General features: G+C 40.4%; 12 protein-coding genes. All 12 read right to left on the bottom strand.

Going from position 1 to position 18,025, the window contains the following annotated elements; all coding sequences use genetic code 11:
* Positions 1–9 precede the first annotated feature (9 nt).
* Entirely contained in the window at positions 10–1,116 is a 1,107-nt protein-coding gene (locus tag ABFX33_RS25365; protein ID WP_120261877.1) for an efflux RND transporter periplasmic adaptor subunit, read from the bottom strand.
* Between the two features lie 147 nt (positions 1,117–1,263).
* Positions 1,264–1,626: a hypothetical protein gene (locus ABFX33_RS25360; RefSeq protein WP_120261878.1), complete on the bottom strand. Its 363-nt coding sequence runs from the start codon at positions 1,624–1,626 to the stop codon at positions 1,264–1,266.
* A gap of 175 nt (positions 1,627–1,801) precedes the next feature.
* On the bottom strand, positions 1,802–4,090 hold the full coding sequence (locus ABFX33_RS25355) for a GH92 family glycosyl hydrolase (protein ID WP_346089053.1): 2,289 nt from the start codon (positions 4,088–4,090) through the stop codon (positions 1,802–1,804).
* Positions 4,091–4,386: 296 nt separating this feature from the next.
* Positions 4,387–5,436 (bottom strand): PKD domain-containing protein, encoded by a 1,050-nt coding sequence (locus ABFX33_RS25350; protein WP_346089052.1) that lies wholly within the window; start codon positions 5,434–5,436, stop codon positions 4,387–4,389.
* A gap of 42 nt (positions 5,437–5,478) precedes the next feature.
* Entirely contained in the window at positions 5,479–6,849 is a 1,371-nt protein-coding gene (locus tag ABFX33_RS25345; protein ID WP_346089050.1) for a hypothetical protein, read from the bottom strand.
* Between the two features lie 16 nt (positions 6,850–6,865).
* Entirely contained in the window at positions 6,866–8,605 is a 1,740-nt protein-coding gene (locus ABFX33_RS25340; RefSeq protein WP_346089049.1) for a hypothetical protein, read from the bottom strand.
* A gap of 16 nt (positions 8,606–8,621) precedes the next feature.
* Positions 8,622–10,238 (bottom strand): DUF5008 domain-containing protein, encoded by a 1,617-nt coding sequence (locus ABFX33_RS25335; RefSeq protein ID WP_346089048.1) that lies wholly within the window; start codon positions 10,236–10,238, stop codon positions 8,622–8,624.
* A 30-nt stretch (positions 10,239–10,268) separates the two neighbouring features.
* Positions 10,269–11,033 carry a fasciclin domain-containing protein gene (locus tag ABFX33_RS25330; RefSeq protein WP_346089047.1) on the bottom strand — a complete coding sequence of 255 codons (765 nt, stop codon included), beginning with the start codon at positions 11,031–11,033 and terminating at the stop codon, positions 10,269–10,271.
* 13 nt (positions 11,034–11,046) lie between these two features.
* A complete protein-coding gene (locus ABFX33_RS25325) occupies positions 11,047–12,594 on the bottom strand; it encodes a RagB/SusD family nutrient uptake outer membrane protein (protein ID WP_346089046.1) in 1,548 nt (515 codons plus the stop codon).
* A gap of 12 nt (positions 12,595–12,606) precedes the next feature.
* On the bottom strand, positions 12,607–15,711 hold the full coding sequence (locus ABFX33_RS25320) for a SusC/RagA family TonB-linked outer membrane protein (RefSeq protein ID WP_346089045.1): 3,105 nt from the start codon (positions 15,709–15,711) through the stop codon (positions 12,607–12,609).
* Between the two features lie 65 nt (positions 15,712–15,776).
* Positions 15,777–16,793 (bottom strand): DUF5007 domain-containing protein, encoded by a 1,017-nt coding sequence (locus ABFX33_RS25315; RefSeq protein ID WP_346089044.1) that lies wholly within the window; start codon positions 16,791–16,793, stop codon positions 15,777–15,779.
* A gap of 121 nt (positions 16,794–16,914) precedes the next feature.
* Entirely contained in the window at positions 16,915–18,021 is a 1,107-nt protein-coding gene (locus ABFX33_RS25310) for a fasciclin domain-containing protein (protein WP_346089042.1), read from the bottom strand.
* Positions 18,022–18,025: the final 4 nt, after the last annotated feature.

Here is an 18,025-nt window from a genome sequence, read left to right as displayed (position 1 = left end):
TATCCTCCGCTACAGCTTCCTCAATTTTGGATTAATTTTCATTCCATTACGCAAATTTTGCACGCCTTCATAAACCACTTTAACATTTGGATCAAGGCCGCCCTCAACGATGTAATAATGGCCTACACGAGGACCAGCAACAAAAGGTGTCATCTTGACCGTACTATCGGCCTGCATAGTATAAACATAAGTCTTGTCCTGTATCTCGAATACTGATTTTTGATGTACAAATGCATGTTCTCCAGTTTCCATCGGCACAGCAATCTTACCAGTAGCACCGTGCTTCAGGATATGTTCTTTATTTGGAAATTGCACCCGAAGTGCAATAGACCCCGTGTTTGCCTCAAATTCACTTTCGACAATATGCGCAACCCCTTCATGCGGGTATAAGGCCCCATTCGCCAAAATTAATTTTACCGTTTTACGAGTTTCCTTTCCATTCATTTTATCTTGCATCATCGTCAGGTATTCCCGTTCTGAAATATCAAAATAAACATTGACCTGGCTTAGATCAGAAATCGTCGTGATGAGGCTTCCCTCTGTCAGTAGCGAACCTTCCTTCAATAGGATCCGATCTATTCGACCATCAAATGGTGCCTGGATAACTGTATAATCCAATCTCGTTTGGGCTTGATTAACTAAAGCACGGGCTTCTTCAATTTTAGAATTAGCGGCCTTCAACTGAATTTTCAATAGATTATATTCTGAAGGACTCACAATATTTTTATCCACCAACTTTTGGGTTCTTTCCATCTCAAGCTTGATTTTTTGAGCTTCAGCAATGGAATTATCATATTGTGCTTTTGCTTTGGCAACCTCCGAGCGATACTCTTCGTTATTGTATCTGAATAAAATCTGGCCTTTTTTTACCCAAGCACCCTCGTCCACATAGATTTTATCTAGAAACCCATTTAATTTGGATCGAATCTCAACATTTTTCAAGGCCTGAATATCTGCAATATATTCCTGATAGACAGTCGTATCCATTACAACAAGCGGTGTAATTGGTATATTCTTAATTTCTTCCTTTTGCTCGGCATTAGCATTGGAGGAGCTGCAAGAAGCTAGCATCCCTACCGCACCCAATAATAGGCACAGTGCAAATAATTTCTTCATAAAAACGATAAAAAATAAAATGTAAAACTAGATGGGAGCTACAATAATATTGTGTAGGAATGCACCAGAGCTACTGCTCCTGGATACCAGAAAAAATAAAAAACACTATTATTTTATAGACTCCAATAGAAAAGTATAGGAGAATCCTTAGAAAGGCCGGAATCTATATAAAAATTGATAATATCCTGGTCGACAAAGAGTTTTTGACCGATAAAATGGATGTATTTTATCCTTGGAAAAGCACAATGCAGTAAATACGATCCCAAAAACAAATATGAAAATGGACAGTACCTGACTATTGACAGAAAATATGCGGTAGTCATCCTGCAATAGAACTTTCTCTTCTTGTGAAGAATGAATAGGTTCTAAATCCAATACATCATCCAAAAAATACTCCACTATCGTCTCTCCCGCATGCAAAACTTGTCCCGTCGTCGATGAGAATGACTCATACGTCAAGAGATTGAGATACGCAAAGAGTGTTAAAAGATGGAATAATTTACCTAACATATCGAATTTTCGAACCACAAAGGTATGACTTTAAATAGCCAAGATTATTTTATTCGTGTAAAAAAACCATGACAGCAAATAGATTAGTCATCATGGTTTTTTATGTTTCACTTTTTTAAGTGAATTGTACCTGTAATTTTTTTATACTATATTATTTGTTTCCTTACCTTTCGTACTAAAACTTTTCGTTACTGAAAGAATATGGAGCATCGTCCTTCTTGGTTCCTCTATTTTTATTCGGTTCTGTACTCATTTTAAATTCCAGATTTGCTCCTTTGAGGAGATCCGAATAGCGAATATAGTTTTTCTCATAAGCTTTTCCATTCCAGGAGAGCTGGTTCACATAAACCTGATCGCCCCGCTCTTGTTTCGCATGAATACGGACCTCTTTCCCATTTTCGAGTTTTAAGGTAACCTTATCAAACTGAGGTGAACCAATCACATATTCTCCGGATCCGGGTGAAACAGGATAAAATCCCAATGATGAAAACACGTACCAAGCCGAAGTCTGTCCATTATCTTCATCACCACAGTAACCATCTGGCGTCGGAAGATACAGTTTATCCATGATCTTACGGACCCAATATTGTGCTTTCCATGGTTCTGCGGCATAGTTATAGAGGTAAGGCATATGTTGGATCGGCTGATTACCATGTGCATATTGCCCCATATTCATCACCTGCATTTCACGCATCTCGTGGATCATGCTACGACTTTTCATTCCTTCATAACTTGGGATAACAAAGACAGTATCCAACATGGAAACGAAAGATTTATTTCCGCCCATCAAATCTATTAGTCCCTGTGGATCATGAAATACACAAAAACTCCAATGCCACGCATTACCCTCAGTATATTCACGGGACCAAGCACTTGGGTCAAAATTTGCGACAAAAGAACCATCCGCTTTTTTACCACGCATCAACTTTGTCGTTGGGTCAAAAAGATTTTTGTAATTCATCGCCCGTTGTGCGTAAATAGCTGTTTCAGATTTTGGTTTACCTAAGGTCTTTCCATATTCATAAATACACCAATCGTTATAGGCATATTCCAAGGAGCGGGCCACGTTCTGGTCAACCTTCACATCTGCTGGAATATAACCTAGTTTATTATAGTACTCATGGCCAAAACGCCCAGTAGAAGAATGTTTAGGATACGCATTATGTGCACCATGTTTCAGGGCCTCCCAAAGGATTTCTTTATCATAACCTGTTCGATTGGTGACCAAAGCGTCCGCTACTACTGATGCAGAATTATTACCGATCATAGACGCACGATGTCCTGGTGAAGACCATTCTGGCAAGTATCCACTTTCCTTGTAGGCGTTCACTAAGCCCTCCTGCATGCGATCATTCATAGACGGATAGAGCAGGTTCAAAAGCGGAAATAAACTTCTGAATGTATCCCAAAAACCTGTATCTGTGAACATTTCACCAGGTAGAACCTGGCCATTATAAGGGCTATAATGAATTCGTCTTCCTGAGCCATCAATTTCGGAGAAATCCCGTGGAAATAATGTTGAACGGTAGAGACAGGAATAAAATGTACGCAAACGGTCCACGTTTTTATCCTCTACCTGAACACGCCCCAATACCTCATTCCATTGTTTTTTACCCTCATCTGCTACCTGCTCAAATGTTTTAGACTTCACTTCATTGAGATTAAGCTCCGCTTGTTCAAAACTAATAAAGGAAGAAGCAACCTTTGCCATTACCTTCTCTCCTCTTTTTAAAGAAGGGAAGCCAATGATCGCTCCAGCATGATCATCCTGAATTTCCAATTCATTATCCTTGATATTGCCATTCCTTACGCCGGCTTTATACGAAAAAGGGCGATCGAAAGTTATGACAAAATAATTCTTAAAATTATCTGGAACACCACCACTATTTTTGGTCGAATAACCGATAATTTTATTTTCTTGAGGAACAACCTTGATATAAGATCCCTTATCAAAGGCATCAATAATTACATAAGCCTGTTCTGTCTTGGGAAAAATAAATTGAAATACCGCAGCCCGTTGGGAAGGTGTAAGCTCAGTAGTGACATCATGATCTGCCAGGTAAACACTATAATAATAAGGTTTCACAACCTCGGCTTTATGGGAAAACCAGCTTGCCCGTTTTTCTTGATCAAACTGAGGCTTACCCGTCATGGGCATCAATGAAAATTGCCCATAATCATTATTCCAGGGGCTTGGTTGATGGGTCTGCTTAAATCCCTTAATTTTATCAGCAGTATAGGTATACACCCAACCGTCACCCATATTACCTGTCTGCGGTGTCCAAAAGTTCATTCCCCAGGGACGTGCTATCGCCGGATAAGTATTTCCATTAGACAACTCATATTTAGATTCTGTACCGATCAAAGGGTTTACATAGTCTACCGGAGAAGATTGTTGCGCCAAACTTATATGAGACGCAAAAAGAAAAAGGACACCGCCTGTTATTTTTTTAATGTTAAACATAATTCTTGTTTTGGTTGAAGCCGTCCTAAAATACATCAAAAAGCTAAAACGTATTAGTAAATATAAATAAGAAATTTAAATATAGGGGATAACAAGCCTATTTTCACAAGATGGTTACAATACAAATACGATTATTTGGGGTTCCGTCTCTTATTTTCAGTATTTTTTTTAATAACAAACAGTATTGAAGTTCAGGTCTTTTATAACCTGTAAACCTCAATACTGTTTTCTAAAAATCACCCCACTTTTTCTAGCGTGCGTACTTTCAATTGCCGCTAAAATTGTTTTTTATTGCGTTATTGTGGTAACTCCAGTAAACGAAACTCAGTCATTTGAAAGTTTGATCCTGACGATACAGCTTTCACAACATAGCGGTAATAACTATACGATTTTGTATTCGAGAACGTAAACGGCTGCGATCTTCTCCGGTCTGTGGGTGCTGTACCAAAGTTATAACCTGTGACAGTATTCAAAGTCACCCACGACTCGCCATCATTAGATCCCTGTATTTCCCAGTCTTTGGGATCCCTTTCGGGAGAATCATTTCCCGTTGTGATGGTATAGGCATTAATTACCTGCGGTTGGTAAAAGGCGAACTGCCAATACATGCCTGGTTGATACCCACCAATAAATAATTTAGAGGTCAGATCATTATCAATTAATTTTTTTGATCCTTCACCAGCATCGGGTCCGCTCGAATTATCCTGCGAAATTCGGAATGTATTATCAATATTTGTCCAATCCTTTACAATGCCTAAATCCGTGAGGAGTTTAGAAATAATTACTTTGGATCCCTTGGGGGTAGTGACATTCAGTCTATAAGTCGCAAAAGTTCCTACAGCGACAGATACATCGGTTTTTGCCTGATCAGAAACCTGCTGGTACTTATCTTTATCCGTCATAACGGACCAGGTGACGCCTTTCACTGCAATATCACTATCGTAGCTTAGCATCAGTTTACCGGTTCCGTTTTTTGCGGCATTGAAGCGAATCAACTTTTCCGCGTCAATGTCAATAACTTCTTCGCGCTGTGCCCAATTTCCATTTTCATTAAGCACCATCAATTTCACAACAAAACTCCCGGTATTTAAAAATGTATGCTTTGGAGATGCTGTCGAAGAGGTACTGTCATCCCCAAAACTCCAACGCGTTTCCGTATAATCTTTGGACTGATTCGTGAATTCAAATGTAAAAGGATCATCATTTGCCACCTGCTTTATTGAAAAAGCGGATACTGGATTAGGAAGTTCCGGCTCTTCAACCACAACTTCCTTACTTTTACTACAGCCCAGCAACACGAATAGCAACAATAGACTATACACGTGTTTTTCCAATTTTATAGCCATAAATTTCATCATTATATAAAACATTCCTTACTGTAATATCCACTATAAGAATTCTATCATTCTCCATTCCGAACATTGGAATAAACTACTTCCAACATTTTCTGTAATATTGAGACGATAAAATTTATAACTGCCTGGTTTCTGAACATTAAACCGTCTCGTTTGGATCCGATTTGGGAAGCTTTCATTGGTTCTTGTATCGATAACAACCCAATTCGTCCCATCCAACGACCCCTCGAGGAACCAACTTTTTGGATCACGTTCAATGGCGTCATTTCCGGATGTAAGCGTATAGGCTCCAATTTTTAATGTTCTTGTAAACGTTAATGTACATTGGAGATCGCCTGTGAATGCACTTTGCAAAAACTTAGTACTTGTCAGGTCATCTACAAATTTCAGGCTTCCTTCGCCCGCATTTGGTCCACCATTGTTATCTCTATTTACGGTTAAAACAGCTTCTTTGGTTACATCAAACTCGACCACATTTGCGCAGTCAATCAAAATAGTGGTATAGTTTTTTTGTGGATTGATTACGTGCAATGTTGGATCCTTTAGATAAACGGTCAGCGCAAGAAATTTATCTTTATTTTTTGCGATAATATCCCAGGGGACGGAAATACTGAAGTCAGCAGATGATTTATTTCCCTGGACTTGTATACGCGACGGCAGCGTATATTCATTTTCCTTCATTCCCACGGTATTCACAGGCAACACATTCTTTGAAATCCAATTTGGTATCGAATCTGTTGTACCTCGTATTTCTACATAAAACCATTTACTTGGAAAGGATGCTAAAGAAACACCCAAAGGGATTTCAATTCCCGATGGTGTTGTATTGTAATTGGTATGTTTGCTTGCGAGAATTATACTCGCTGGAGAATTGATGATCGACAGGTAATGAATATCAGTCGGAGTCAATAAGCTCTTGGAATCAAACGTCACAATAATACTATTGGGATTCCCCAATTGGTTACCCTTTCCAGGGTTTATTAGTTTATAAGAAAGCGCAAATTTTTTCCCATATATCCTTTCGATCTCCGTTCGGGAAATGGTTAACACAAATGATGTCGTATCGGATCCATATTGGAACTTCACCACATTTGGAAAAGAAAATGCCTGATTGGGCAGTGTGACAACATCTTTTAAGGCTCCCGATTCGATCAATTTGGTTACGGTATCCGTATTCAACTGCAGCTCTACATCAAAGGTTTTGGATGCCGGATTGCTTAACTTAACTTTGAGAGGGATCTGGACATAGTCGTTTGTCTTCACCAAATCCTTCCCACCACCTTCGGCAATAACCTGTACGGGATTGTTCCCCAGCAAATCAAAGTCCTCTAGTTTATCTTTTGAACAGGCCATAAATTGGCTATAGGTCAAAATCATTGTTAGAAAATAAAAAAGTCTTTTCATAATATCTCTTTTAAGATTATTTATCCACCCAAACTCGCCCATCCAATTGCCAGCTTTCTTGCCTTGCAATCTGCAGCCAGCTGAAGATCTGCGCTGTTATATCGGTATTTTTGGGCACCAAGGTACTAATGGTTTCTACTGAAGGCGCACATAAGAAATCATTGAGTTTTGAAATTTCATAAGTTGAATTCCCAACTTTTAAGGTATTTCCAAAGGGCCCTTCATCGTAAAGCAAACCGTTGGTTACAGTACCGAAAACCGGCCAATTTGCCGCAAGGTTTTGATAGTAAGGATGATCATCACTTATACCTACCTGACAGTTATATTGGGAAATCACCGATTCAGGTAACGCGATTTTCCAAAAGCGTACATCGGCAATGTAGTAATCTCCTTCATTCCAATTACTATTTCCATTCATTAGGCCTAATCGAAACTTCGCCGGGCTATTGATGGCTCCCCAGCCACTGACATCTATTTCATTTCCCGGAAGACCGTTGGTGTAGGTTTTGATCAGCCTTTTACCATCACTTGTAACCGTTCCTACCACGGTCACGTTGTTCCATGTCGCATTATTCAATTTCGGACCATTTACCTCACCGCTTCCGTTCGGACCCCGCCCATTGAACATCCAATAATCATCTTTGAAAGCCATGATCCAGCCATTTGTAGGTGCACCAGATTCCCATTTTTCACGTTTACCAATAAAAGATGGATAATTAGGAAATCTATAGGTATTATTTGGTCCCTTATTTTTCTTGACTTTCAATTCGATGGTAAATTCCTCATCTTTATCACCCAGATCAAAAAGTGAATTATCCCCTTCGGTCATCTCAGCAAATATCCCACCCTTAAACCGTAGAAAATCACCAGAAAAACGGCTTCCCAAATAAGGTTTATTAATGTAACGCGAATTGTATTTCGGGGAGTAGAAAATTGTAAAGGTATTGACATTAGGGTTGCTAAAAATAGTATTGTCATTTTGTGCAGGCGGAATTTCAAAAGGTCCGCCTTTACTTGATGTAATAATAACTAGCCAGTTCTCCTTTTTAAAGGTAGCGCGTTGCTCCAAGGCTTTGAGAATTTCGCCCACCTGTTTATCAAAGTTATCTATCGCAGCTTTGTAGGTCGCACTGCTATTGTCATAGGCACTTGCCTTTCCAGCTTTGTCTATTGCTGTAAAATGAGCGGTTAACATGGTGAGTTCAGGTTGTTTCAGCCCCTCTTTAACACCGTTAACAACTGCTTCATCTGAATTTTCAAATTTTGCCGCGGTAACGGGGGCTAAATGATCCACAAACAATTGTGAACTGCTATAAACTTTAAATTCAGGTGTTTTTATATTAGCCGCTATTCGGGTATAAACAGTTGGAAAAGTCTGCAAATTATTATTGCTAAAATTATTCCCAACGACCAGGTGTTTATTTTCACTTACACCGGTAATAATATTTGCCAAATCTGCCCCTGTTGAATTAATATCCGTGTGTTCCTCGCTTAATGAAACCCAGGAGTAAATGGAATGGTCCAACAATCCGTTTATGGTCGAAATATTGGCGGTGCGTACGGATTCTCCCCGGGCACCATCCGCAATTAGCAACAATACTTTAGGCTTACCATATACCAAATCCACAGTATCCTGCGCGCCTGTATTATCAGGCAACAATCGTCCAAACTCATCCTTACAAGAGCTTACTGCGACAAAAACAATAAAGCACAGTAGCCACACATATATATATCGAAAATTATCTTGACTTCTCATCAGTGTAATATTTAGGTTATTGTTCCAATTTAATTCGAATCAGATTATGGACTTGCTCATTATTAAATCGGCTGAAGGATCCCATGATCAGCAAAGCACGTTTGCCATCTTCTGTTCTTGTCTCTACCGCTTTATTCACGTACCCAGAAAAATATCCCGAGGTATTATAAGCCGCATTGAGCTCTCCGGTTGGATTTAAAATCATAAAACCATTGCGGGCAATATTGTTATATCGCACAAAATCACCAGCAACAACAATTAGACCGTCGTCCAACTGTACCGCGTAGAAAGGGTTACCCCCATCAAATATTTTGGGCTGAAAAGAAGTGTCCAATGTACCATTCGCGTTCAACATCATGATCTTGACGCTAGTCGCTCCATTATACTTACTAAACGCCCCAACGACGATATACTTATTCGTTACACTATTGTAAGTAACTGAATTTACATTGTAATCTGCACCTGTTCCTCCGGTATTAAATGTTGGATCCAGCGTTCCATTTGCATTCAACCTTGTAATATAACCTTTTGCTTCACCATCGAAACGGTTGAAAGTTCCATAAACCACAATTTTCCCTTTCTGCGCTCCTATCGGATGATAAACCGTATTTACCGCCCCATTACCACCGGGAAATGCTTTACCATCTGATCCGAATCGAAACGTTTTGTCCAGACTACCATCAAGATTCATTCGGGCAATATGTCTAATCTCCGTACTATCCAGGATAACCGTATCCCTTGTTTCCAATTTGTTGGGCTTTCCATAAGTCCGGCGGATATAATATCGGAAATTTCCAGTCGCTAGGACCTTTCCTTCAGATTCATAAATATTACCCACATTACCATCAAAACCGCCATTAAATGTCGGATAATATTTTAAGGTATCTGGCTGACCGGGCCTCCGGAATGGCTTTATCCCCATTGTATCAATGGCTCCGGTCAAATTAATACGCGTCAGATTGCTGATGTCGGTATTTCGTTGACCATAACCGGAGAATGAACCAGCCAAATAGTAATAGTTACCTAATTTCAGGATGCTGTTCAACGAATTATTCGCACCGGTACCTATACGGAAGCTCGCGTCGTACGTACCATCTGCAAACGTTCTCACCAAGCGATTAATCGGCCGTATGGATCCTTTGTTATTATAATTGGTAAATGATCCCGCAAAGATCATTTTGCCATCCTCCAGAAAGAGCACATCCGAAACCGTATTGTTTGTACCCACCCCGACTTGAAATGTAGCATCCAAAGCAACATTCCCCAGCACGGTAAACTGCGGACCAAAAAAAACGATATCATCTATGGTAACCGAAAGCACACCGGTGCTTGCGAATGGTGGAACTTTTAGCTTTACATGATCCGCAGTCAACTCAACAACTTCTGCCTTTTCCCCATTAAATCTGATAACGGCCTTATCTTTATATTTATCCAATCCTTTTATCCGCATTACGGTCTCAGCACCAGTTTTCCCGGATTCAGGTTGCATCTTATCCGTTGGGTTTATTTCGATATCCAGTGGCGGTAAGCCCTCTTCATAGGGAGCCGAAAAAGTCTTATTGTCTTTGTTACATCCAAATAATAATGGAATAAAGAATAATAAAGCAATATATTTCCACGTCGTTCTGTACATAACTTTCATAATTTATTTCACAACTGGTTTTTAACGTTTACTTTCCAAAATATCAGCAATAATCTCTCCCGATCTATAACCGAAATCAGCTTTTGTATAATCAATCACATGCACAACACCATTGTCAGGTTGTATATCCGAAGAAGCGATGGGGCAAGCCCACCATTCCGTTGGTCTGCTGATATCGGGGATATAAGAAATATGGAGCTGGCGATAGCCCATATACTTTAGCCTGGTGATGTTATTTTTATCCGAATCATTGATCGCATCGTTATATACCACTCCAATATTGGACACGGTATTTCCCAATGAGGTATAATTTTGTCCTTTAAATACATTCAGCAAGTCAAAATCAATCTGTGGGTAATCCATCAACTTCCGTTTGCCATTGAACATGTAACGCAATAGATATTTTCGCCAGATGGTACTGTCAACGTCTGCCAATGTTTTTACCGTATCTCGCCCAAGAAGATACAACAGCATATTCACACCGGATGCGCCTCGCTGGGCGTTGCCTTTCGCCAGACCGATTAATTTTTGGACACTCTCATCTCTAGGGGCGAAAAAGGTAAACTCTTTGGTCTGAAAATCATTTTCCAGTCCCGCTAGCCGAATAATCTGTGCGATGGAATCAAATTCCCTTGGTTTTGAGTCTAAATATTCCATGATTGAGCCATCGAACTTTGCCTGAGCTAAACCACCATCTTTGTAATACTCATCTTTTTTACAGGATCCCATGCTCAATAGCAACATGCTGATCATAAAAATATAGCCTCTAATTTTAAATCTTCTCATAATACATATAGATTTAGTTTCCGCCAGTCCAATAACTATTTAACACAATCTTAGAATTGAAATTCTTAGCCGAAGGATCCAGCGGCCAGGTCCATGCACGACGATTATATTGATCAATCGTCATCGGTGTCATTGTCCACTGTGGATTTAATATCCGTCTTGTTCTGATCAGGTCAAAATACCGCATACCTTCACCGATCAATTCACGGCAGCGCTCTTCGAAAATAAAATTCTTAAGATCGGTTCCACCACCTGAATAACGGGTCGCTTCGGCACGGTCCCGAACGATGTTGAGTACAGCGATAGCCTCGGCTTCCCTTGACGCACCAAGATTGGCTAAGGCCTCGGCCTCCAGGAGAAGGGCATCCGCATAACGAAATATCATGAAGGTATTGTCGGGATTAGAATCCTCATTGCCCGAAGCAAAGACGTTGGCCGCGAATTTTTTAAGTACAAACTGGCCATTATCGGCATACATATCCTCATACCAGAGCTCCTTCCGCTTATCCGCGGGCCCATTAAGCGGGTAGATACGGTACATAAAAACAGATGAATAATACGCGATACTAAATTGCTGGTTGTATCGGGGGAATTTATAGGGCCATCGCAGGAAATGATCCCAAAGCGGCGCATAAGCATTATTTTGATCGCCGTAGTTAATGGTCCGATAAAACTCAAAAAGTGATTCTTCTGTTCGTCCTTTGGAGACTTTTGCCCAATTTTCCGGTGTTAAAGCATAAAGGTAATGAACGCCACTTGCTCTCAGCTCTTTACCCAATGCCGCCACACTTTCATAATATTTTGTTGCATTAGGTGAATCAAAATTGGCATTCCACATTTTCATATGCATCAACAATGCAATGATACTACCTCGGCTCGCTCTTGCGCCGCGCTGCGATGCGTCACCAAATGACCAGGGCATAATATCTTTGACAGATTCTAAATCCAAAATACATTTACTGATCACAGAAACCATGTCCTCACGTGCCAGCTGTTTAGCAAAATAGGCCTCCGTATAGTAAACCACATCACCATATAGACGAACCATCCAAAAATAGCTGAGACAACGCATAAAAGTCGCCTCCGCTTTGTAACGGTCTTTGTCCGCCGCCGACAATCCCGGAATTCCTTCCTCCAGTTTGGCAATCAAAATGTTGCAGCTTTGAATAACCTTGTAATAGATATCCCAGCTCGACACCTTGTACATGGCATAACCGCTAGAGCGCCCACCGGGCAAGGTATTGACATAAACGGCATTCATATTGTTCGTTCCTAGATCCCTCAGGATCATACGATCATTTGATGAAGTGGGCGAAGAGAAAATCTCGCCAGATCTGGCCTCTCCTATCGCCCCCATGACCCAAGACTCATTTATCTTCTCAAAAAACTGACTATATATACGCGCAATATTTGCCTCTACATCTTCTTTGGACTGATAAAAGTTATTTCCTGTAAGTCGATCAATGGGTTCGACTGTCAAAAATTTCTTACAGCCAACGGTCAATATGACGCATAGGCTTAAAACAAATGCAATTCTTGTAAAATTTCTTCTAATTTTCATAACACCTAGCGATTAGAAATCTATATTAACACCTACACTATATTGCCTTGGGACAGGATATCCACCTGAAGCGTCCCTTCCCATGCTACTCACGTTTTCCGGGTTCGGCCCACTATATTTTGACAAGGTAGCGACGTTTTCAGCCGTTACATATACCCTTAAACGCTCTAGGCCATAGCGTCTAACTGCGCTTTTCGTAAACATATAGGACAGTGTAACACTGTTGAATTTGAAATAGGATCCATCTTCCGCCCATAAACTTTGATCCATACGAAATGGATCAATGCTCGAATAACGTCTAAAATCGTAGGCATATGGATATTCCGCGATATCCCCCGGCTTCATCCACATATTAATGTCGTCCAACGGAACGACAGCCTGGCTTCCATAAGGATCATTCATTAGACGCAGCCGCTCCGCAAGCGCATTATTTAAGATCGTACGTTTAGCAGTGTATGAACCATACACATTTAGACCAAACGTTCCTAAAGTTTCATGATTATAATTTAAATTCAATTGTAGACCTCCAGTAATGAGCGGCTGAGAATTACCTGTTCTTGCATAATCGTTTTCATCTAAAATATAGTTACCATCCAAATCGGCAAAAATCGGGTCTCCTGCTTGAAATTCTGTCCCATTTGCCATGCGATACCGACGACCTGACACAGGATCCACAGGTACATCCGCATCGGTTCTATAAACACCTCGGTTTAATAACATGTAATTTGACATGGTCGATGTTCCTACTCTAAAAACGATATGCTGTCTCAGGTCATTGGTATAATCCCAGCGAACAAATTGACCACCATAATGTTCTGGCAATTTGAGCAATACATCCCGGTTAAAGGCGCCATTTACACCGACGGACATGGTAAAGCGACCTTCGGTAAATGGTCGATACATCACAGCGAGCTCATGACCATAGTTAGCAATAGCCGCTGAATTGCTATTTACCTTGTCAAAGCCCAATGAGGTAGATAACTTCTCCTCAAACAAGATATTATCTACTTTCTTGTAATAAGTATCATAGGTCAGCTCAAACCGGTTATTGAAGAACGCCATGTCCAAACCCAGGTTATATTGACTGGTGGTTGTCGGTTTTAAATCTGGATTAGGAATCTGTTCGTAATTGATTCCGATACCGATTTTATCATTATACCCGCCTGTAATATCATATTTTCCATAAACCCGTTCCAAGGTACTATTAGGCATAACGTTTACCCCCCAGCTTGTGCGGATCGACAATAAGTTGATCCAGTCTACTTCTTTTAAAAAGTCTTCATGATAGGCATTCCAACGAAAACCAACCGCGGGATTTTTGGTGTATAGATTTCCAAACCCATTTTGTGATGAACCGTCCATACGATAAGAAAGATCCACGACATATTTTTTCATATAATCATAGGTGCCGGCAATTGCAAAAGACAATCCACGTTCTTTTCCAAAGCCTCGGCGCAGCAATCCTCCGCCTTTCGAAAAGTACCCATCAAACCCTAGTGGTCCTTCAAATTGGTCGTTAGGTGTACGAGCTTGCAATGCAGCATTTGCTTGCTTTTCCAACGTACGGATTTCATTGAACAGGTTGAAAAACACTGTATGTTTTTCTTTAAACGTCCGGCTATAGTTAATAGAGTTACGGTTATATAACGAATTATATCGTCCATAATAGGCATATACCTGGGCAAACTGACCGTTTGCTTCCGCCGGAGTAAACGTACTTTCGTTGTCGGAAGTAGACTCATAACTTACCGTTGTGGTTGCCCGCAAACCTGGAATAAACTCATACGAGGCTTCGATAAAAGGTTTTATCGACTTAGAAGAATTATCATTCCTTGTTTTTAGTGCTGAATTATAACCCGATGAGGCTAAATAAAACGAGGGGCCGGGCAACAGGGTTGAAGCCATTCCATTTTTTGCCACTCCGGACTGCAAAATCCCTAATCCATTACCTTTACTCTTTGACCCTAGTGAAGCATTGACCTGAGCCGTGAATCTAAATTTTTCATTTGGATAATACTCAAATCGCATGTTGGCCATGTAACGGTCAAAACCAGTATTTTTTATGATTCCGTTTTCATTATAATAATTCAAGTTGGCTTTATAATTTAGCTTTTGATTCCCGCCGTCTATCGCAACGTTATGGGTCTGATTATAGGTTGTCGCATAGAATAAATCCTGCCAATTGGTCGAATTGTTAAAATAAGCATTTAAGCTATCCGAAAGTATGGGGGTTTGGGAAATACGATCCCAGTCATCTTGCGATAGTGCATTACCATAAATTTGTAATAACTTAAGCCGACGCTCGAGATTACCACCCAAAGTTTCTCTTAATTTTGGTGGTGTCTTCAGGAAGAAGTTTCCCGTATAACGTACACGGGGCACTTCTGAATTTCCGCGCTTTGTGTTAATAATGATAACACCATAAGCTGCCAAGGAACCATATAGAGAAGTTGCTTGTGCATCTTTCAATACCTCTATATTCTCTATGTCCTCGGGCGGTATGAGTGATAGTGGGCTAATACCGGGTCCTTGTTGACTGAGGCCAAGCTCATTTGCACGATCCGCATCCATTGGTACCCCATCAATAACATACAAAGGCGAAGTCGGTGTCAAGAATGACTGGTCTCCCGAACCTGTGACACTAATTGTTGAAAGCCCCCGAATCTGTGTAGACCCTCTAAATCCTGGGGCTCCAGTATTCACCTGTACATTCAAGCCCGCAACTTTACCCTGGAGTAAATTCTCCACATTCGCCGCTGGAATATCTTGAATCTCTTTGCCGCTGATTTTGGTTGACGCTCCCGTTGTTGTTTCCCGCGGTCGTTTAACATAACCACGAACAACCACTTCATCCAACTGATTATCCAATTCTTTCATTCGTATGTTGACATTTCGGTCTGCTCGTATAGTAGTGCTTACACCATCGTAACCGATCAATCTAAACGAAATGGATGATCCCGCGACCGCAGTCACACTAAATGCTCCCGATGAATTTGTGGATGTCACTTCGCGGGATGTTTTGCCATAACGAATTGTTACTCCACTCAATGCCCGCCCTTTTTCATCAGTCACTTTCCCTGACATAATGATCGCTTGTGCAAATACCTCCAACGACATGAACATGCACAATATCAAGAGAACACAACTATTATAAAATATCTTTAATCGCATAACTATTTCTATTATTCGTTATCAAATCGTGGATTCTCTCTTTGGAAATGAAAAACAATTTCCCAGTCTCCTTTCGTAAATAATTTGAAGTTCAATCCGAAACCCGCTGTAATCAAGATCCCTCCGAAACCTCTTCTAGAATAACTAAAATCTACCTTTGCACTTCCTCCATTTGTATATTTAGTAGGGTAATTTGTAAGGGGAATGGGATAAGCGACATCATATTGAACATAACTTTCCGTTTTTTTCATGTTAAAACCATGTACCAGCTCGTTCCAATTTGTTTCGTTGAAATTATCAGGGTTGATCGGATTTTTATCTTTGTTCAAAAAAACAAATCTTAAATTATGACCATTTCCACCACTAAAAGGGCGTATATAAACCACCAAATCTTTAAACTCATCATTGGTTCGCAACAATTGGTTACTGGATTCTCCAAAGATGTCATTCATATAGGAAGGCCAGATATAGCTTTGCTTCTTGGGGTTTTTAGGATCCTGGGGGTCTGGTGCGATTTCACCGTTATACGGATTTTTATCCGAATAGGGTTCATAGTCCTGTACTCGCCATGGTAGGATCATAAAATCTTTGACAATGGTAGTTCCGCCTGAATTGGAAACTTTCAGATCGAAATAGCGAACATTTTGAACCAGGTCAATACTATCTTTGGCTCGAGGTGTAATAAGCGCATTCGTTGAGGAGTTCCATAAAATAAATGTCCCTGTCGAATCGACCTCAAAAAGCGGTCTGTTGACCTGTTTCCTTTTGGCTTCGATTTCTGCCAGATTTTTCTCTGTTCCATCGTACCGTGAAATCCACTCATAGACTGGTTTTACCTGAAAAAGATCTGTATACGGCCTTCCATCGCCGTAGCGGGGATTGACAATTTCAAACTTTAATGGCGTTGTTGAATGGTCTGTATTCACTATCCCCATACGTGTGGTCCGTCCTAAAATGGGATAGAAGGATTTCCCGTCATAAGTCAGATTCACGCTTAAAAACTCCTTCTCTTCGGGCAAATTATACATTTTTTTACACCCATTTAAGCCTGCACACATTAAAACAAGTAGACTACAATAAAAACATAGTCCCTTATCCAGTATTCTGTATTTTTTAAAAATTCTCATTGCTTAGACATTCTTAAATTGGTTATTGATTTCGGTTCATTGTCCAGTCTGCAAGTTGGAAATCACTGCCCCCATACATGCGTGCGATATTCAAACGATAGGTTTTATATGCTCTTGTATTGGTAAAAAAGAATACCCTTAACTGGAAACGCTCATCAAAAGCTTCATCTTTTTTGGTGTCCAGAAGATCCCATTTGGAAGTCTCTTCGTTCCATCCCTGTAAGGTCCAATCTGTTGGATCCCGCTGTTGAATGTCATTCGCTGACCGAAGCGTATAGCTGTTCGCAGCGACAGCAACCAGAAAATCCCATTGGATATAAAATTGTCCGGGACTTGACAAGAAGAATTTGGTCTCTGGATTGCCATCAAATACATACTTGGATGCTTCCACAGCATTCGGACCTCCGGACGTTTCTTTTGATGCGGATCCTACTCCGCCAATTGTTTTAAATAAATTCTCAGGTGGTGGGATATAGATAATCTGACTGACAAATTTATTAAAGCCGAAAACATGGTCAGGATTAAGCACATGGACCACAGCGTTATCTGTCTGGATATTTAGCGAACTTGTTTCCGTCGTCACCCAATTGCGATTAAATACGGATCTTCTTGTGTCGGAGAAATCAACTATTGTTGGACCTCCATTCATATATCCCGATGACGCCTGTCTATTGAGACCGATATGCATCGGATAACCGTAGCGTATCCCCAATACGTCCTTCCCATCTTGATTTGTGAGTGAATCACTGGAAATCCTTCCCTGGATAATGTACTGACACATCAGCGAATCCAGTATTTCATATTTCACAGAATTTAAATATTGGGCCGGTTTGTCCGATACATTCAATGTATTATTCAGGTTCTGAACCGCCAATTGAAAGTTAGCATTTGTCAGTGCAAACAAAGTGACCGTACTATCTTGCAGTTTCTTTTGCAGTCCGATCCGGTCGATAACTTTAACCAAGGAATCATATACCCCAGGCTTACTTTTTAGATAACTATATAAATTACCCTTATAAACAGGTTCCTTGGCCATTGGCGAATAGTAACCTTTATCTTTGGCACAGGCGTACAACAGAGATGTAACTGCCAATGCGAATATGCACCGTATAAATAAGTTCTTTTTCATAGCT

The sequence above is a fragment of the Sphingobacterium ginsenosidimutans genome (assembly GCF_039536865.1).
GTDB classification, from domain to species: domain Bacteria; phylum Bacteroidota; class Bacteroidia; order Sphingobacteriales; family Sphingobacteriaceae; genus Sphingobacterium; species Sphingobacterium detergens.
The sequence above is the reverse complement of the archived record's forward strand: the minus strand, read 5'-3'. Positions and strand labels throughout refer to the sequence as shown.